This window comes from Ruegeria sp. CDSC021, from assembly GCF_059610845.1.
In genome coordinates this window covers 126,193-143,142 of the sequence record NZ_JBXWOK010000005.1, presented here as the reverse complement: position 1 = coordinate 143,142, position 16,950 = coordinate 126,193, and the positions used below count along the sequence as shown (strand labels likewise).

General features: G+C 56.5%; 20 protein-coding genes and 1 tRNA gene. 11 read left to right on the top strand and 10 right to left on the bottom strand.

What is annotated here, in order from left to right; translation table 11 throughout:
- Positions 1 to 3: 3 nt before the first annotated feature.
- A tRNA-Ser gene (locus tag AC2FGB_RS10440) sits at positions 4 to 93 on the bottom strand.
- Positions 94 to 297: 204 nt separating this feature from the next.
- Between AC2FGB_RS10440 and AC2FGB_RS10435 the strand changes: the two genes are divergently transcribed.
- The 8 genes from AC2FGB_RS10435 (at position 298) to AC2FGB_RS10400 (ending at position 7,780) form a co-directional block, all read left to right on the top strand.
- Positions 298 to 1,482 carry an SPOR domain-containing protein gene (locus AC2FGB_RS10435; RefSeq protein ID WP_496693917.1) on the top strand — a complete coding sequence of 395 codons (1,185 nt, stop codon included), beginning with the start codon at positions 298 to 300 and terminating at the stop codon, positions 1,480 to 1,482.
- Positions 1,483 to 1,546: 64 nt separating this feature from the next.
- Positions 1,547 to 2,668, top strand: coding sequence for a D-alanyl-D-alanine carboxypeptidase family protein (locus AC2FGB_RS10430; protein ID WP_281972839.1), 1,122 nt, complete (start codon positions 1,547 to 1,549; stop codon positions 2,666 to 2,668).
- Positions 2,665 to 3,288, top strand: a complete 624-nt coding sequence (gene tmk, locus AC2FGB_RS10425; protein WP_496693918.1) for a dTMP kinase — start codon at positions 2,665 to 2,667, stop codon at positions 3,286 to 3,288. The genes AC2FGB_RS10430 and tmk overlap by 4 nt, the downstream gene beginning before the upstream one ends.
- Positions 3,289 to 3,298: 10 nt before the next feature.
- Positions 3,299 to 4,420 (top strand): DNA polymerase III subunit delta', encoded by a 1,122-nt coding sequence (locus AC2FGB_RS10420; RefSeq protein WP_496791777.1) that lies wholly within the window; start codon positions 3,299 to 3,301, stop codon positions 4,418 to 4,420.
- Positions 4,417 to 5,223 (top strand): TatD family hydrolase, encoded by an 807-nt coding sequence (locus tag AC2FGB_RS10415; RefSeq protein WP_496693920.1) that lies wholly within the window; start codon positions 4,417 to 4,419, stop codon positions 5,221 to 5,223. Before AC2FGB_RS10420 ends, AC2FGB_RS10415 begins: the two co-directional genes overlap by 4 nt.
- Positions 5,220 to 6,017 carry an MBL fold metallo-hydrolase gene (locus tag AC2FGB_RS10410; protein ID WP_271950144.1) on the top strand — a complete coding sequence of 266 codons (798 nt, stop codon included), beginning with the start codon at positions 5,220 to 5,222 and terminating at the stop codon, positions 6,015 to 6,017. Before AC2FGB_RS10415 ends, AC2FGB_RS10410 begins: the two co-directional genes overlap by 4 nt.
- A 62-nt stretch (positions 6,018 to 6,079) precedes the next feature.
- Positions 6,080 to 7,012, top strand: a complete 933-nt coding sequence (locus tag AC2FGB_RS10405) for an AEC family transporter (RefSeq protein WP_142634838.1) — start codon at positions 6,080 to 6,082, stop codon at positions 7,010 to 7,012.
- 69 nt (positions 7,013 to 7,081) lie between these two features.
- Positions 7,082 to 7,780, top strand: coding sequence for a CbiX/SirB N-terminal domain-containing protein (locus AC2FGB_RS10400; protein ID WP_496693921.1), 699 nt, complete (start codon positions 7,082 to 7,084; stop codon positions 7,778 to 7,780).
- A gap of 45 nt (positions 7,781 to 7,825) precedes the next feature.
- Here the strand turns inward: AC2FGB_RS10400 and AC2FGB_RS10395 are convergent, their stop codons facing one another.
- The 5 genes from AC2FGB_RS10395 to AC2FGB_RS10375 all read right to left on the bottom strand — a co-directional run bounded on the left by AC2FGB_RS10395 (position 7,826) and on the right by AC2FGB_RS10375 (position 12,210).
- Positions 7,826 to 8,821 carry a diguanylate cyclase domain-containing protein gene (locus AC2FGB_RS10395; RefSeq protein WP_496693922.1) on the bottom strand — a complete coding sequence of 332 codons (996 nt, stop codon included), beginning with the start codon at positions 8,819 to 8,821 and terminating at the stop codon, positions 7,826 to 7,828.
- Positions 8,818 to 9,405 carry a heme NO-binding domain-containing protein gene (locus AC2FGB_RS10390; protein WP_271950151.1) on the bottom strand — a complete coding sequence of 196 codons (588 nt, stop codon included), beginning with the start codon at positions 9,403 to 9,405 and terminating at the stop codon, positions 8,818 to 8,820. Before AC2FGB_RS10390 ends, AC2FGB_RS10395 begins: the two co-directional genes overlap by 4 nt.
- 121 nt (positions 9,406 to 9,526) lie before the next feature.
- Positions 9,527 to 11,086 carry a trimethylamine methyltransferase family protein gene (locus AC2FGB_RS10385; protein ID WP_281994861.1) on the bottom strand — a complete coding sequence of 520 codons (1,560 nt, stop codon included), beginning with the start codon at positions 11,084 to 11,086 and terminating at the stop codon, positions 9,527 to 9,529.
- A 118-nt stretch (positions 11,087 to 11,204) separates the two neighbouring features.
- Positions 11,205 to 11,900 carry an HAD family hydrolase gene (locus AC2FGB_RS10380; RefSeq protein WP_271950155.1) on the bottom strand — a complete coding sequence of 232 codons (696 nt, stop codon included), beginning with the start codon at positions 11,898 to 11,900 and terminating at the stop codon, positions 11,205 to 11,207.
- 25 nt (positions 11,901 to 11,925) lie between these two features.
- Positions 11,926 to 12,210, bottom strand: a complete 285-nt coding sequence (locus AC2FGB_RS10375; protein WP_142634849.1) for a DUF3572 domain-containing protein — start codon at positions 12,208 to 12,210, stop codon at positions 11,926 to 11,928.
- A gap of 66 nt (positions 12,211 to 12,276) precedes the next feature.
- Here AC2FGB_RS10375 and AC2FGB_RS10370 point away from each other — a divergent pair, with 66 nt between their 5' ends.
- Positions 12,277 to 13,698, top strand: coding sequence for a diguanylate cyclase (locus AC2FGB_RS10370; RefSeq protein ID WP_496689766.1), 1,422 nt, complete (start codon positions 12,277 to 12,279; stop codon positions 13,696 to 13,698).
- Positions 13,699 to 13,703: 5 nt separating this feature from the next.
- On the opposite strand, the gene AC2FGB_RS10365 is transcribed toward AC2FGB_RS10370, so the two are convergent.
- The 4 genes from AC2FGB_RS10365 to AC2FGB_RS10350 are packed head-to-tail and all read right to left on the bottom strand — an operon-like array spanning position 13,704 to position 15,596.
- On the bottom strand, positions 13,704 to 14,177 hold the full coding sequence (locus AC2FGB_RS10365) for a periplasmic heavy metal sensor (RefSeq protein WP_271950157.1): 474 nt from the start codon (positions 14,175 to 14,177) through the stop codon (positions 13,704 to 13,706).
- Positions 14,174 to 14,515, bottom strand: a complete 342-nt coding sequence (locus AC2FGB_RS10360; protein WP_496689765.1) for a hypothetical protein — start codon at positions 14,513 to 14,515, stop codon at positions 14,174 to 14,176. Before AC2FGB_RS10360 ends, AC2FGB_RS10365 begins: the two co-directional genes overlap by 4 nt.
- Positions 14,508 to 15,122, bottom strand: a complete 615-nt coding sequence (locus AC2FGB_RS10355) for an RNA polymerase sigma factor (protein WP_271950161.1) — start codon at positions 15,120 to 15,122, stop codon at positions 14,508 to 14,510. Before AC2FGB_RS10355 ends, AC2FGB_RS10360 begins: the two co-directional genes overlap by 8 nt.
- Before the next feature lie 6 nt (positions 15,123 to 15,128).
- Complete coding sequence (locus AC2FGB_RS10350; protein ID WP_496689764.1) at positions 15,129 to 15,596, bottom strand: EF-hand domain-containing protein; 468 nt, start codon at positions 15,594 to 15,596, stop codon at positions 15,129 to 15,131.
- Positions 15,597 to 15,818: 222 nt separating this feature from the next.
- Between AC2FGB_RS10350 and AC2FGB_RS10345 the strand changes: the two genes are divergently transcribed.
- Positions 15,819 to 16,217, top strand: coding sequence for a DUF983 domain-containing protein (locus AC2FGB_RS10345; RefSeq protein WP_142634860.1), 399 nt, complete (start codon positions 15,819 to 15,821; stop codon positions 16,215 to 16,217).
- Between the two features lie 25 nt (positions 16,218 to 16,242).
- On the top strand, positions 16,243 to 16,947 hold the full coding sequence (locus AC2FGB_RS10340) for an NUDIX hydrolase (protein ID WP_282021545.1): 705 nt from the start codon (positions 16,243 to 16,245) through the stop codon (positions 16,945 to 16,947).
- Positions 16,948 to 16,950: the final 3 nt, after the last annotated feature.

Below are 16,950 nucleotides of genomic sequence, written 5' to 3'. Positions count from 1 at the left end.
GAGTGGCGGGGAGACAGGGATTCGAACCCTGGGGACGCTCTCACGCCCAACGGTTTTCAAGACCGCCGCATTCGACCACTCTGCCACCTCCCCGCGTGGGGCCGGGTCTAAGGCTATCTTTAAACGGTGGCAAGACCAAATAGGGAAATCTTGCCGAAGCCTGTGCAGCAGACTTTCCATGGCCGAACGTGCAGGCTATGCTTTGCGTGAAAGACCGTGACAGGCTGGCAGTTCAGAACCAGCGATCGGCGGCGGGGTACGATGAAAGAGGCCCCTTACAGGCAAGGGATTGCAAATATGGATCGAGCGACCACGACACGCGCAAAACCGCGGGCACTGGCGGTTCTGGTAATAACAGTTGCGGCTCTGTCAGGGTGCGACGAGGCCCTGACATCGGGTGGAACATCCACCGAGCAGGCGGACGAAAGCGTGCAGGACGACGGCAAATTAGAGCTGTTTCCCAAAACGACAGGGAACGCGCGTGATGATGTTGAAGCTCCTGATGTCTTCAAGGTCACCGAAGCCGGTTTGTGGGATGGGCGCCCCTCGTTGGGCGGAATCTGGGTCGCGCACCCGGACGTTACACAGCCTGAACGTGTTCGGATAACGAATACAAAGAACAACAAATCCGTAACCGGCGCACTTTTCCGCCGCGAACGCAACTTGCCGGGCCCTGCGCTGCAACTGTCTTCGACTGCCGCCGCGAAACTGGGTATCCTCGCAGGCGCACCGACTCGGGTTGAAGTTGTTGCCCTGCGGCGCAAGCCTGCCGAGAAAGTAGAAGAAAAAGCTCCTGAGCCCGAAGAGGTCGCTGAACCCGAAGAGACCCCAACTGCTGAGGCGGTTGAACCTCAGGAAAAGAAAACCGATAGCCAGACCACGGCAGATGTGTCCGAAGACATTGATAAACCAGCCAAGCGTAAATGGTGGCAAAAGAAGGCTCCAGTTGCCGCAGCTGGTGCTGCGACAGCTGCAGCCGTGGCTGAAACCGCAGAAAAGGCCGATGAGGTGGCAACAGAGATTATCGAGGCGGCGCCTGAGCCAGCACCAACCGCAAATCTGACCGATCCCACTGTCACGCCGCCAACCGAGGCTGCACCGAAGCGTAAATGGTGGCAAAAGAAGTCTGCCGACGAAATCACCGAAACACCTCTGGACCCGATTGAGGGCGCTGCAGCGGCCATCGAAGAGGCCGCCCCTACCCCGGCAGCAACCGCAGCCAGCACTGAGGCTGCCTCCGTTTCATCGCTTTCAAAACCGTTTATTCAGGTGGGCACTTTCACAGTTGAAGAAAATGCCGAAGGTGCTGCCGAGAAAATTCGGCGAAACGGGTTGCCTGCGAAAGTTCAAAAACTCGAAGCCAATGGCAAAACCGTTTGGAGGGTGATCGTTGGTCCTGCTTTGACGCGGGCGGAACGAAACGCAATGCAAAGCGACGTCAAAGATCTGGGCTTTTCTGACGCCTATACCGTGAAGAATTAAGCAAAAGGAGGTCCCCCTCGTGCTGTCCTCATTTCGATCATCTGTACTGACCCTCAGTTTGGCTATGTTTGCCCTGCCCGCACAAGCTTTCGATACGCAAGCCCGTGCTGCCTATGTCATGGACCAAACGACAGGAACCGTTCTTTTGTCCAAAGACGCAGACCAGCCGTTGCCGCCCGCGTCCATGTCCAAACTCATGACCCTGTTTGTAGCATTCGAAGCGCTGCGGGACGGTCGCCTGGAACTGAATGAGGAACTTCCGGTTTCCGAACATGCGACCAGCTATAAGGGCTCAAGTATGTTCTTGAACACGCAGGACCGTGTCCGGGTCGAAGACCTGCTGCGCGGGATCATAGTCCTGTCAGGAAATGACGCATGTGTTGTTATCGCCGAAGCCCTCAGCCCGGACGGAACCGAAGCTGGGTTTGCCCGGTTCATGACCCAACGCGCGCAACAGCTGGGCATGAATAATTCGAACTTTGCGAATTCGAACGGATGGCCAGCCGCAGGCCACATGATGTCTGTGCATGACCTCGCCATTCTGGCCGACCATCTGATTAGCGACTTTCCCGAATATTACCCTCTGTTCGCCGAGGAAGAGTTCGAATTCGACAACCGGGTGCCGTCAAATTCGCGTAACCGGAATCCCTTACTGAAACTTGGGATTGGTGCAGATGGGCTAAAGACTGGCCACACGCAAGAAGCGGGCTATGGCCTTGTAGGATCGGCACAGCAGGGGGATCGCAGGGTCATTTTCGTTTTGTCGGGGCTCGACAGCGTCGCCCGCCGCGCAGAGGAGGCTGAGGCCGTCGTTAACTGGTCGTTTCGCAATTTTGTCGAGAGGCAGCTTGCCGAAGCAGAAAAACCGATAGGACAAGCCGATATCTGGATGGGCACTTCGAAAACGGTTGATCTTGTCCCGCATGAGGATTTGACACTGCTGCTGCCTGTTCTCGGGGATAAGAATGTTGAGGCAGAAATAGTCTATGACGGTCCGCTTGAGGCCCCCATCGCCAAAGGACAGGAAATCGCTGAGCTTGTCATCAAACCCGATGGCCTGCCCGAGATCCGTAGACCCCTGGTTGCAGCGGAAAGCGTCGAAAAGGGCGGTTTCTTCGTGCGGATTATGACAGTTGGCGGCATTGTCGCGAAAGATGTCATTGGTAACCCGTTGGGCGCGATGTGACGGCAGGCGGGTTATTTCTGACTTTCGAAGGTATCGATGGATCAGGCAAATCCTCGCAAGCGCGTATGCTGGCCGAGCATTTGCGCGGGCTCGGGCATGATGTCGTTCTAACGCGTGAACCTGGCGGCTCTGACGGGGCCGAGGAAATCCGCAGACTGGTTCTTGAAGGCGATCCCGATCGCTGGTCAGCTGAGACGGAAATCCTGCTTTTCACTGCTGCGCGGCGCGACCATCTGGAACGCACCATTGAACCCGCTTTGGCTGCGGGCAAGATCGTCATCTGCGACCGTTTCGCCGATAGCACCCGCATGTATCAGGGCCTATCACGCGGCGACCTGCGTGGTTTGGTCGATCAGTTGCATAAGCTGATGATCAAACGTGAACCGGATCTGACCGTGTTGATCGACATGGATCCTGAAACCGGCCTCTCTCGGGCCAAGGGCCGGCAGGGCACCGAAGAACGGTTCGAGGATTTCGGCATTCACCTACAACAGAAGATGCGGGCCGGTTTTCTGGAACTGGCGGATGAATTTTCCGACCGGTTTCGCCTGGTCGATGGCAACAGGGACATGGACAGTGTTGCCCGCGATGTGACAGATATCGTCGTGCAAGCCTTGTGACGGACGATTGATGAACAACGACATCCCGATCCCGGATCAGGCACCCGGTGCCCTTCATCCGCGCGAAACGCCACATCTGTTTGGGCAGGCAGAGGCCGAGCAGGCCTTTCTTTGCGCTTATGCTTCTGATCGCCTGCACCATGGCTGGCTGCTGACCGGCCCCCGAGGTGTGGGCAAGGCGACGCTGGCCTGGCGGATCGCGCGGTTTCTGCTGGCGACCCCGGCTGTCGAAGAGGATGGGCTGTTTGGCGCGCCACCTCCCCCTGAAACGCTTGAGATTCCACCAGATCACCCGGTTGTTCATCGAATTCTGGCTGGTGCCGAGCCTGGCCTGGCCGCCATCAAACGATCCGTGAACGATCAGGGCAGGTTGCAGAATGAAATCGTTGTGGACGACATTCGCAAACTTGGGAAGTTCTTCGGCCTGTCCTCGGCCGATGGGGGCCGCCGTGTCGTCATCGTCGATGCCGCTGACGAGATGAACATCAGCGCCGCCAACGCATTGCTGAAAATGCTCGAAGAACCGCCTGCGAGGACGACGCTGCTGTTGATTTCGCATCAGCCGTCGCGCCTTTTGCCCACGATCCGATCCCGGTGCCGTACCTTGCGCCTTTCGCCGCTGAACGCGGAAGATATGAACGCCGCACTGACCCAGACCGGGGTTGAGCTGACTGGAAACCCCGACCATCTGGCCGCTCTGGCCAGCGGGTCCGTTGGGGACGCCGTCCGCCTGATAAATCTGAGCGGACTCGAAATATATGCCGAGCTCATCGTGATCCTGGGCACCCTGCCCCGGCTGGACAGACAACGCGCTCTGGCTCTGGCCGAGGCTGCCGCACAGCGCGGAGCAGCCGAACGGTTCGAGTTGCTGTTGACGCTGATCGACATTGCCTTGTCACGTCTTGCTGTGACCGGTGCGACTGGTGCTCCGCCATCGCCAGAGGCCGCGCCGAACGAAGGTGATATCCTGTCCCGTTTGTCCAGATCGCCGGAGCAGGCACGCCTTTGGGCGGAAACCGCAGCCCAGATCACCGCCCGCGCCCGCCACGGGCAGGCGGTGAACCTTGACCCTGCCGCTCTGGTCCTAGATACGGTGTTCAAGATACAGGAAACCGCCGGTCAGAACAGATGAGCGACACCCCCCAAATCACCGACAGCCATTGCCATCTGGACTTCCCCGATTTTGAAGGACAGTTGGACCTGATCGTCGCAAATGCGGCCGAAGCCGGTGTGACCCGGATGGTGACGATCTGCACCAGGCTGAGGAACGAGCCCACTGTGCGCGCCATAGCTGAGGCTCACGCGCCGGTATTCTACGCGGCAGGCACGCACCCGATGAGTGCAGCCGATGAACCGATGGCAACTGTGGACGAGCTGGTGGCACTGTCACAGCACCCCAAGTTTGTTGGTATCGGTGAAACCGGGCTGGATTATCACTATACCGCCGACAGTGCGCAGGTTCAGCAGCAATCCCTGCGCGTTCATATCGAGGCCGCCCAGCGTACCGGACTGCCTTTGATCATTCATGCGCGCGCGGCGGACGAAGACATGGCCCGCATTCTGGCCGAAGAACACGGCAATGCCCCCTATTCCTGTGTGATGCATTGTTTTTCGTCTTCGGCCGAGCTGGCACAGTCCGCCCTGGATCTTGGGTTTTACCTGTCCATGTCGGGCATCGCCGCTTTTCCCAAAAGCCAGGAATTGCGCGATATTTTCGCAAATGCGCCAGTAGACCGCATCCTGGTTGAAACCGACGCGCCCTATCTGGCGCCGCCCCCGTTTCGCGGCAAACGGAATGAACCGGCCTATACCGCCCACACCGCCCGCAAAGGCGCGGAGGTCTTTGGCATGGGCTATGCCGATTTCGCGGCGCAGACGCAGGCCAATTTCGAAAGACTTTTCACCAAGGTCGCCTCTTACAAGGCGGCGGCATGACCACGCTGCGCTGCACCATTTTGGGCTGCGGCTCGTCAGGTGGAGTGCCACGTCTTGGCGGTCACTGGGGCGACTGCGACCCCGAAAACCCCAGGAACATCCGCCGCCGCTGCTCGATGCTGGTCGAACGTGACGGGCCCGAAGGCACCACCTCGGTTCTGATCGACACAACGCCTGACATGCGCAGCCAGCTGCTGGACACCGGCACCGGGCGGTTGGACGGGGTGGTCTATACCCATTCCCATGCCGACCACGTCCACGGCATTGACGACCTGCGCATGATCGTCTTCAACATGCGCGAACGGGTGCCGGTCTGGGCTGATGGTGACACCCAGAATGATCTTTTGGGCCGATTTGGCTATGCCTTCATCCAACCCGAAAACTCACCCTACCCGCCGATCCTCAATCTAAAGACAATCGACGGCCCGTTCGAGATCACTGGCCCCGGAGGCCCTATCCCGTTTCACCCCTTCAAGGTGAACCACGGATCAATCGACGCACTTGGTTTCAAAATGGGCAATCTGGCCTACCTGCCGGACGTGGCAGAGATATATGACGATGCCTGGACCACATTAGAGGGTCTGGACTGTCTGGTGATCGACGCGCTGCGCCGGTCCCCGCACCCGACCCATGCGCATCTGGAAAAGACCCTTGGCTGGATCGACCTGTTGCAACCAAAAACCGCGGTTCTGACCAACATGCATATCGATCTTGACTATGCCACGGTCGACGCAGAAACCGCAGACAACATCACCCCTGCTTATGACGGCATGGTGATACATCAGGCTCTGTAGAGCCCTGGCCGAGATCATGCAGATATCCTTTCCCGCGCGAATAACTGTTGCGGAACGCTGACATGCTGCAAAATCTCATTGAAGTCATCCTTCCAGTTTTTCTTGTTATTGGAGCCGGTTACGTCTCCACTCTTCTTGGATACTTCAAGGAAAACCACATTGATGGCCTGATGAAGTTCACTCAGGGTTTTGCAATCCCCTGCCTTCTGTTTCTTGCGATTTCACATCTCGACCTCAGTGTCAGTTTTGATCCCAAGCTGTTGATCAGCTTTTACTCTGCTGCTGCGCTTTGCTTTTGTGCCGGCCTGTTCGGCGCGCGACTGATCTTCAACCGCGAATGGGAAGATTGCGTCGCAATCGGTTTTTGCTGCCTGTTCTCCAATTCCGTCCTGCTGGGATTGCCGATTACTGAACGGGCTTATGGCCCTGAAAGCCTTACGGGCAATTATGCCGTCATCGCCTTTCACTCGCCGTTTTGTTACGGCCTAGGCATCACGGTAATGGAGGTGATCCGGAACCGAGGCCACGGAGGATCGCGAATGGTTCGCTCGGTCCTGACCGCGATGTTTCGCAACGCTCTGATTGTCGGGATCTCACTGGGTTTCATCGTAAATCTGTCCGGGCTCGGCGTGCCAGCCGTTGTAGATGATGCCCTTGGCCTGGTGACCCGCGCGGCCCTTCCCGGCGCGCTATTCGCGCTTGGGGGCGTTCTGGTTAAATACAGACCCGAAGGTGACCTAAGGGCGATCGCCTTTGTCTGCGGCGTTTCTCTGCTGCTGCACCCGAGCCTTTTCTGGCTTTTCGGATCCACCCTTGGACTGCCACAGGATCTATTCCGGTCCGGAGTGATGACAGCCGCCATGGCCCCTGGTTTCAACGCCTATATCTTTGCAAACATCTATGGCCGCGCCAAACGGGTTGCTGCATCCTCTGTTCTGTTGGGGACGGCAGTATCTATCCTGAGCGTCTGGTTTTGGCTGACCCTATTGGGCTGACGGTGCCGCAGGCGGATTGACTTTTACACGACGCGGCGCACCTATCGCTAAAGCGGACAGGACAGATTTATGACACACGCCCTTATCGTTACCCATGGCCAACCTTCTGACCCAGAACCAGCCGAAGCGGCCTTGGCGGCTTATGCGGCCGATGTAAATGCCCTGTGTGCCGGTGTTTCGGTTCATTCTGCAACGCTGGCAGCCCCCGGGGCACTTGACAGCACACTGGACAAGATTCCCGGCAACGCCGTCATCTATCCCCTATTCATGGCCAAAGGGTGGTTTGTCACAGATGTGCTGCCGAAACGTATTGGTGACCGCCGAAACCCTATTCTGGATCCCTTGGGCGCGGACCCGAAATTGCCCCAGTTGGTCGCGCAAACCCTTGAGGGAACGCTGCAGGACAAAGACTGGCGGTCACAAGAAACGGACCTTGTGATCGCTGCGCATGGATCGGGCCGCAGCAGAAACCCTTCCGCCGTTGCAACGGCATTCGGCGACGCTTTGTTGCAACTGATACCACTTGGATCCCTGCGCCTTGGGTTTGTCGAAGAGGCCCCTTCGATTTCTGTGGCCGCCGCAGGAACCGGCGCCCAAACCCTGTGTTTGCCATTTTTTGCCTGCACGGGTGGCCATGTTCTTGAGGATGTGCCGCAAGAATTAAGCAAGGCCAAGTTCAAGGGACAGGTTTTACCGGTTGTGGGTGAACTGCCACTGGTGCAGCAACACATAGCGTCCGTTCTCAAAGCTTTTTCTTCATCGAAATAGAGTCGTCTGACCACATACACTTTGCCGGTTCCTTTAGGGGGAAACCTATCTGTGTGAGTGATCCACAAGCTGCGAATATAGACAGTGGCGAGACCGGCCATTTCGCTTGGCCGCATACAGGGCAAGGTCTGCCGCATGCAAAATCTCAGCCGGTTTAAGCGATGGAAACTGGGTCGAAAGCGCCGTGCCTATACTGGCTGAAACCTGGCACGACACGTTGTCGAACATCATAGTTTCCCGCAGACGTTCGATCAGCCTGCTGGCGATTGCAGAGAGAACACCCTCGTCCGTCAATCCTTTGTATATAATTACAAATTCGTCCCCGCCGACACGCGCCACTGTATCGTCTCCGCGGGTTTCCTCACCCATGATCCGCGCCGCTTGTTGCAACACATAGTCGCCCGCGGCATGCCCGAATTGGTCATTGACCGATTTGAAAAAATCAAGATCCAGATGCATCAGCGCGAATGGAGATTTGGACGAGATCATGTGATCCAATAGAACATCCATCGCCCGGCGATTTTTCAGCCCCGTCAGTGTATCTGTAAATGCCTTTTCCTCGGCGGCAAGCATCGCCCCTTGAAGGCGCAGGTTCAGAGATCTGGACGCCTCCATCGCTGCCGATTTCGCCTCGACCAGATACAATAATTCGATCGCCAGATCAGTGCCCGAGAAATCCGCACTGGTCAGGGCATAGTCCCGGACCGCATCCAAAATCGATATTCCGAAAGACAGATTGATGACCGCCCCCTTACCTTCGGGCAGCGGAGCGATAAGGCCCTTCAATGCTGTGCGCGGGGCGTCATGGAACCTGAGCTGTAACTTGGTGCCGGCCTGGGACATCAAGCCTGAAACTGTGGTAACCGCCCTAGGGCGAAGCAGCTCAAAGATATCCAGAAAGCTCTGACCTTCCATCGGCTTTTCAGGGCGCAGCTTTTGCAAGGTTGATCCGACGCGGGTCACTTTCCCATCCTCGTTCACCAGCAAAAACATTGGGCACAGGGTTTGTAAAAGCTCTGCCAGATTATTCGTGTTCATCATGCTTTTCGCGCCCCTAAATCAAAATGCCGACCTTCTGAAAAAGCGCTTTCTACCAGAACGATTGAGATAAACTCGATCTCACCCTGCTGGCCCTCATGCGATAGCATAGCCAGAGCCCCGTAATCATCAGCCATCGCGCGCAATACACCAACCATGACGCTTGAAAAGCCAGGCAGGCCTGGATGGCAGGACAATCTGTATTCCGTCGGTGAAAGCTCGTGCAATTCAAGTGCCGGAAGATTTAGATCCGATACGGCCAATCTGACCCGGTCTGACAGATCATCAAGCGAATGGAGAAATTCCAGATAGCTGACACCGCCAAATCGCAACAGACGGCGCAGGTCTTCCATGTTGGGATGAGACACAAGGTACGTTCCCAGGTCTTCAAGAACGTCACTTCGTGAACGTTTCAGGACCGTGCATACCTTATCCAATACCTGCTCGGTAATATCATCGTCGTAAACAAGCATGGCCTCGAACTCGGCAAAGCCCAGTTCGGCTGAATCCATCACGCGCATCCAGCACGGCTGCCCGTAGGTCACCGCAACAAAGGATTGAATCGCCCGGTTGATCAGACCATGCATAAGAGACCTCAAATTGGTTTCTCACGCAGTGTGCTCTGAAATTTGTTAACAAACACCCAACACGCGGGCGTCACCACATAGAATTCACGCAAGTATCGAAGTGGAAGTGACTGAGATTACGCTAGAAATCTGTCGGCGCTCCGCCTTCGGTTTTGCGTCGTGCAACAAAGTCGGCAAGCTCTTCCCGGATGCCCTCATCCATTGCCGGAGCTTCAAAGCTGGTGATGATTTCCTTGAACATGTGATGCGCGCGCTCAGCGGTCCAGACGCCTCCTGCGACTTCCCAACCCTCATAGTTCTTCCAGTCACTCAGAAACGGCTGATAAAACGCGGTGGTATAGCGGTCCTGAGTGTGCTGAATGCCAAAGAAATGCCCGTCATTGCCGACTGACCGGATCGCATCCAGAGCAATCTCATCAGGGCCGGTTGCCGTCAATTCCGGCTGCATATACCGCTGAATTTGCTGCAATATCTCGCAATCCATAATGAACTTTTCAGGGCTTGCGATCAGGCCACCCTCAAGCCAACCTGCAGCGTGATAGACCATGTTGGTGCCCGATTGCACCGCCGCCCATAATGAGTTCGAGGTCTCCCACACAGATTGGCCATCCGGAACGTTTGCCGCGCAGACACCCGAAGACCGCAGGGGCAGGTCGTAAAATCGGGCCATCTGGCCGGTCATCTGTGTCGCCCGCATGTATTCCGGCGTTCCAAAAGCCGGAGCACCAGATTTCATATCCACATTCGAGGTGAACGTACCGATGACACAAGGAATCCCTGGTCGCACATATTGGAACAATGCAATCGCGCACAGAGCCTCAGCCAGGGATTGCGCTACTGCACCGGCCATTGTGACGGGGGCCATCGCCCCGGCCAAGGTGAACGGCGTCACAACAATCGCCTGCCCGCGCCGCGCCAACCTCAGGCAACCGTCGATCATGGGCTGATCGTGCTTCAACGGCGAGGTCGAGTTGATGTTGGTATACATCCTCGGCTTGGCTTCGAATTCTTCATGGCTCAGACCCCCTGCAATCCGCACCATTTCCATGACGTCTTCGACGCGTTCCTTGCCCAGCGAATAGGCATGCATCGCCTTATCGGTCAGAGTCAGCTTGTCGTAGAGAACATCCAGATGCCGGACGCTGGCATGTATATCCACTGGCTCGACCGGGTATCCGCCGGCAAAATGGATACAGTTGAAATACTGCGTCAGCTTCAACAGGTTCCGGCACATCTCGCGATTTCCCGGTACCTTGGTGCCAATCTCCATATCCCAGTAGTTCGGCGGGGACGACACATTTCCGAACAGCAGGTTTTTGCCCCCGATCTCGATTGCGCGGTCGGGATTACGCGGTGTGATGGTAAAGGTGGCTGGGGCTTTACGCACCATTTCCATGACAAAGTCCCGGCCCATTCGAACGTTGTCGCCGTTGATCGTACATCCGGCCTCACGCAGGATTCCGATTGCCTCTTCGTTGTAGAACTCGATCCCGATCTCTTCGAGAATCCGCATTGCGCCCTCATGGATCGCCGCAACGCCAATCTCGTCCAACGGTTCGGTTGGTTTGTCGGTGTTGATCGGAAGGCTCCACGGCATCTGATCAATAACCGCTGCGCCCCGTCTCTCGGCGGCACCGGCCCGTCCTCCGCTGCGACCTCTGCGTGCTTTCTTGTCGGCCATTGGACACTCCTCGGAACTTGGCTTTCTAGAAGCAAGCCCCGAACGCGTACTGTTGGCCGCTCTGTCTGCGACAGGCTATGTCGGTTTCGACGTCTGAACCGCCGAATTCACAGCCCGATCACGCATTTTCGTACAACCATGCAGGTATATGTCCGATGTTTGGCAAGACGACATCCGCCATCGCTTCGAGCGTTTCTGCACGCGCCAGACCCGTCAGAACCCCGATCGTCTTCATACCTGCTGCCCGTCCGGCCTGCAGATCATGCAGGCTGTCGCCCACCATTGCTATGTTTTCTGGGTTTACCCCCACATGCTGAGCAAAGGCGAAGAGTTGACCCGGGCCTGGCTTGAATCCGTGCCCACTGTCATAACCGGCGACAAAATCGAAATGTTCGCGGATTCCTGCAGACGAAAGATGCTCGGATGCGGGCATTTCTCCGTCATTGGTCGCAACACCCAGTTTCAGCCCTGCCTCACGCAGCCCCTCAAGGAACGGGATAAGCGGAACGGCCTGGGCTTGCGGAGATGAGGCCGATTCGGCATTCAACAGATCCACCAACTCTTCGCGCGGCATTTCCGGGAGGTGCGGCTCTAGAACCTCGGCAATTTCTTCGACGGTGCCCGCAATGACAACACTGTCCTCAGAATAGGCAACCTGTTCGAGGTCAAAGCCGATCACCTGCCCAAGCTCGGCCGCCCGGGCATGATCTCCGTTCGTCACTCGCAGTAAAAAATTGCGCCCGAACGTGCCCCAGGTTTCCGCGAAATCAAACAGGGTACCGTCTTTGTCGAACAGGATGGCTTGGATTGGCATTGTGAAACTCCTGCCCGGTAGGCTTTCAGGTCCAATGAACTTCCGCGCCACCAGACAACAAGGCGCGGGCCTGGCCCGGCTGATCATACGGCACAGAATTGACGTCACAAAACTCGACTACCCACGAATCGTCAAGCATTAGAAAATCCAGAACAGAGCCCAGAAACTCCGGCTCTGCTGCCCTGTCTTTTATGTCCTGCACCGAAGCCCCCGTCGAACCCAGAAATACAGGCAGCAGGTCATCATTGCCCACAAGCCAGGCAAGGGCATTCAGCGCCAGCGTTTCGGCGGATTGAGCGGAAATTGGCATAAAGAAGCCCCTGATCTGATATTGGAAAGGGTTTGTTAACCAGAGTCATAAACACTTTAGCAACGCATGCAATCAACGGTGACTGATATGTCGGTGCAAGGCACGATCCTTGTCCTGGACGGGACCTCAACCAATCGAATTATGCTGAAGGTACAGCTTACCGCGGCCTGGTATCACGTCGCACAGGGGGAAAATCTGCGGGGTCTTGATGGGCTGTTGAAACGTGTGCGCCCCGATTTGATCTTAACCGCGCAGTCATTGCCGGATGGAACGGCGGCAGATGTCAAGAAAGTGGTAATGGCCGACCCGGATCTGGCGGATATACCCATTGTCGCTATCGCGCCGCAAAACGACAAATCCGCAAGGTTGAGGGCATTGTCAGATGGGTTGGACGATGTATTGGCGCACCCGTTCAAGGACACGTTGTTGCTAGCTCGGGTTCGCAGCTTGCTAAGGGCACGCGCCGATACGCAGGAATTGCAAGACAATAGCGGATCGCCATGTTTGGGATTTGCTGAAGCGACAAGCGCCTTTGCTACGCCACCCAAAGCTGCGCGCGCCGCCCTACTGACGCAATCCGCTAAAACCGGGGCGCTTTGGCAGAAGGCGCTGTCCGAACATACGCATCACAGTCTGTCAATTCACACGATATCGAACCTTCACCGCCTGCTTTCCGGCCCCATCCCGGACGCGATTATTGTCGAAATTGATGGCGAATCTTCAGGCCTGAGTATTCTGGCGGATTTGAAATCGCGCGGGGCAACACGGCACACGGTGCTGATCGGCATCTTGAGAAAGGATGACGCGTCTCTGGCTGCCGAAGCGCTGGATCGTGGCGCTGATGCCATCTGTATGGCGGGGCTCTGCCCCCGTGAAACTCTGTTGCGGCTTGATAACCAGCTCGCCCGCAAAAGCCGAATTGACCAGATGCGGGATTCTTTGCGGCGTGGCATCGCGGAATCCTGGGTGGATCCACTGACCGGCCTGCATAACCGCCGCTATGCAATGCGAGCATTGAAGCAAATCGCCCGGCAGTCTGCGCAGACCGGGCTCGGGTTTACCGTGATGGTGGCCGATCTGGACCATTTCAAATCAATCAACGACAAGTTTGGCCATGCCGGAGGCGATCAGGTCTTGATCGAAACAGCCAGGCGCATGCGCAATTCCATTGGTTCTGACGGCTTTGTGGCACGGATCGGTGGCGAAGAATTCTTGATCGGTCTGCCTGAAACTACGGGGCCTCGAGCATTGGGGATCGCACGAACCGTCTGCGACGACATCTGCCAGTGTCCATTTGACCTATCCGAGGCCGCCGAACCAATCGCAGTGACAATCAGCATCGGCCTCATTACAGCTGATGACAACACGTTTCGCCGGGGCATCCCACCCGCACCATTGGACAACATGATAAAATCTGCGGATACAGCCCTGTATGCTGCGAAAAAGGCGGGACGCAATCAGGTCATGGTCCAGGATCACGCAGCCTGATCCGGTCAGTCGTGTTTTCTGCCCGCTTTCGATTTTCGGTGCACCACATCTTCCAGACGATCAGCGTATTCGACGCGTTCTTTCGGGCTCATGGCTGACACACGGATCAGCCACTGTTCCTGCAAAGCAGACTGCATCTCTGACATCACCTGCGCCTGCTGACCCAACAAAGCCTCTACAGCGTCAGCCGCAAAGGGTTCGGCGCGAAGTGCGTCGCCAAGGGCTTGAAAATCCGCCGCCCGATGATCGACACCTTGGCGGTGCAGGCCCGAAAGCTCGGCCCGCATCGCCTGGCGTTCATGCTTGGGAAGCGCGCGATAAAGCGCCGATCCAAATCCCGGAGGGGTTTTGACGTGGTCATTGTTTCTGACGCGCAGCGCCGTGCCAACAACCGCACCGACGACTAGCAGATTGATAGCAAGGGACACGATCAGCAGGACAGGCATCCACCGGCGTTTAGGTTTTGACTGTTCGCTCATTCGCCTTCCTCCAGGAAGATTGTATTCAGATCCATATCCGCAACCTCAAAGCCAGAGGATTGCGAATAAAGCAACGTCGCCGGATCAGGCAAAAAGGCCGGGGCAGTCAATCCAATCCAGATGCCAGCAATGCCCGCGGCCGCCAAACCTCCCATCCCCTGCCAGCCAAAGAAACTATCCAATGCCTGTGCCCAGAACCCTTGGGGTGATTTCTGAAGCCTTTGCAAACGAACGGTTTCCGCATCGGCCAGAATACGAAGGGCGAGAGCATCGGGTAACGGCTCATCTTCTTGACGAGCACGTAAAAACAGGTGATTCAGGTCGCTATTTTCATCCATCGGCATATCCCAACTCGTCTCTTCTTGTGGCTAACTGCTGTGCCAGTGCCCGCTTTCCCCGAGCTGTCAGACTCTCTACAGCTTCGACGGAAACATCCATGATTCCCGCGATTTCGGGATTGGGCAACTCTTCGATGTGGCGCAAGACAACAGCCTGACGTTGCCGGTCCGGAAGTTGCGCCAACGCGAACTGCAGTGCGTCCAACCTGGCGGCATCCTGAAGGTGTTCGGTTGCACTGATCGCATCGCTTTCAGGTTCGGCAACATCAGAAAGACTGTCCGCCGATTTCTTCCGCCGAATATCGACACACAGGTTCAGAGTGACCCGGTAAAGCCAAGTCGACACCTTTGCCTGTCCAGCAACCCAATCCGGCGCCATCTTCCATAGGCGCATCATGGCTTCCTGTGTGACATCTTCGGCTTCGGCCCGGTCGTTCAACAGCCTGAGCGCCACCGAAAAACTGCGCGGCCCAAGCCGATCGGTCAAAATGCGTGCCGCATCAGCGTCACCCTCGGCGAACCGCCGCAACAATGCATCGTCTCCGGGGTCGCCCGCAGCCTGACTTTGGCTGCGAGCCCCCGTTGATGAGGTACTCAGGTCCCGCATCCTTCATTAGCTGTCGTCGGTGCCAGCCTTGTCACGTTTTTTGTGATGCCAGCCCATCCGGTTTTTTGCATCGGCAAATTCCTGTTCCGAGATCGTGCCATTTTTGTCCGCGTCGATGCGGTCAAACATCTTGCCAGCACGGCGCGGCTTGGGCAACTCATCATCGGACAAGAGGCCATCTTGATTGGCGTCATGCTTTTCGAACATTTGATTCACACGCTCATTCGCCTTCTTCTGGCTAGCCGCTTGCATCTCGTCGACGCTCAACATGCCGTCGCCACTGGTGTCGGCATTGGTGAAACGCTGTTGCCTATAGGTTTGCATTTCTTCCTGCGTGACCTGACCATCATTGTTCAGGTCCAACTCTTGAAAGGTCACGTCCTCACGGCCTTTCGGACCGACAGCCAAGGCGGTTGTGCCTGTCAATGCAATGGCCGATACCAGAATGGCCGGGATAAGTTTCGCGCTTTTCATATCGTTTTCCTTTGTTTCTCGCGACCGGTTTGTCGCTGCTCACATAGGTTAAAACGGTGCAGTTTTCGGTTTCCGTCGCCCAATTTGAATTTTTTCTGTTGCTCACTGCCATCGACCTCATAATTTCCGGACATCTCATCGCGGCACAAAGCGACGCACCCCCCTTTTCTGTGGGGCAAAACAAGCGCAATATCAGGGCAATCTGAATGCGCGAGTTTCAAAATGACAGATCAAACGATCGACACAATATCCGAGAACGACCGTCCAACCCGGCCTGCGCTAATCAAAGGCTTCCGCTGCCGCTGCCCAAAATGCGGTGAAGGCAAGCTGTTGCACAGCTACCTGAAGGTGAATGACAGCTGCAGCAGCTGTGGTCAGGAACTGTTTCATCACCGTGCGGATGACGGTCCAGCCTATCTGACGATCCTGTTGGTCGGTCACCTGCTGGCGCCCGCTTTGCACATCTCTTATGTCCAGTGGCGCCCTGACCCGCTGAACATGTTCCTGATTTTTGCATTCGGATGTACAGCCTTGACACTGTTCCTGCTACCGCGAATGAAAGGGGCCGTTGTCGCCTATCAGTGGGCACGACGGATGCATGGGTTCGAAACGGACCGATGACTGGAATGATTGGGTCGGCCCTGAGATGAGTACAGACAAAACGGCTATACGGGACGCTGCAACAGTTATCGTGTTGCGGGACCGGATGACGAACCCTTCCATTTTGATGGGTCAAAGGGGCGCAAAAGCCGTTTTTATGCCGAACAAATTCGTGTTTCCAGGTGGCGCGGTAGACGCAGAGGACGCCCTTGTCCCGCTATCGGCTGACATGTCCCAGCTCTGCCGCGATCGGCTTACTGAACAGTCTCCGCCCGGGCTGCAGAATGCTTTGGCGGCCGCCGCAATCCGCGAGCTCTGGGAGGAAACCGGCCTGGTGCTTGGAGTTCCCGGCGCTTGGACAGGTGAGGTGCCGATTGACTGGCAAAGCTATGCAGAGGCAGGATTTCTGCCCTCTGCACAGGCATTGCAGTTTGTTTTTCGCGCCGTCACCCCGCCCGGCCGTACGCGCCGGTTCGATGCACGATTCTTTTTGGTAGATGCAGACGCCCTGCAAGGCGATCTGGATGACTTTGGCCGCGCTTCGGATGAGTTGTCTCACCTGCAATGGGTTCCGTTGAACAAGGCGCGCGAGCTTGATCTTCCCTTCATAACCGAAGTTGTTCTGGCCGAAGTCGCAGCCCGGGTCACACGACCCGAACCACCCCAAAGCGTTCCGTTCTTCCTCAATCAAGAAGAACAAAGCCTGTTCTTACAGATCAAAGGCTATCCAATGTCCGAACAGGACTTCTAGCCG